1 protein-coding gene is annotated in these 835 nt (G+C 46.6%); it reads right to left on the minus strand.

Annotated elements, in window-relative coordinates:
* Positions 1 to 669 (minus strand): type IV pilus assembly protein FimV (locus ACTHUM_RS15835; protein WP_440403398.1); only part of this gene is annotated, 669 nt, incomplete at its 3' end.
* Between the last annotated feature and the right edge of the window lie 166 nt (positions 670 to 835).

Genomic DNA, 835 nt, shown 5'->3' on the forward strand with positions numbered 1-835 from the left:
ATTCAGTACTTTACCTGCCAACATACGGTTGGCATTATTATCAATAAACACATCCGGGTTGGCATTTACCAAAGCCTGGATGGTTTGATCCAAGGTCATACCTTGCGGACGGATGCTCGACGCAATGGCCATCAGGGTTTCACCCGTACGCACCAAATGCTGTCTGCCTAAACGTGAGGCAGTGTCGTTTTTAGCAGAGGCCGTCTGAACTTGTTTTTTCTCAGCCTTACGCTGCACATCCTTACGCACCTGAGTGGCCTGATTACCTGCTGCTTTATTATTTTTCGTTGCAGGCTGTTGGACATTACGTGTCGGCTCGGAGGATTGAGATTCAGTGGCCGGACGGGTACGAACAGATGCAGCATCTTTAGAATCATATCCGGCCGGATCGATAATGGCGGTGTATTCACGCGATTGCGCGCCGATACCTACTTGGAAAACCAAAACAGGATCTTTGATGGCTTGAGAAGAGCGGATAGTAACGACTGCCTTATCGCCTGATTTGCGTACCGCCGCGCGCAAATTGCCATTTGAAATAGTGGCCTTACCGCCATTGAGCAGAGCCTGAGCTTCCTCACCAGTCACAGTGATACTGCCTGTAAAAGGCTCACCCAAATGAGATTGAACATTCAAGCCCCCCAAACCCGCAGAGGCACTGAGCGATGTCATTAAAGCGATAGAAGCTGTAATTAATTTAATATTGTGATGTTTTTTCAAAACGGATCCCCTGTTCGAAAATTATGGTACTAACCAATGTGCGCGCATTCAACCATATATTTACTAGATATTACGTCATGATATATTTTTAACCTATTCCTGCCAAGCAATAGAGGCT

The sequence above is a fragment of the Neisseria sp. P0021.S006 genome, from assembly GCF_051956895.1.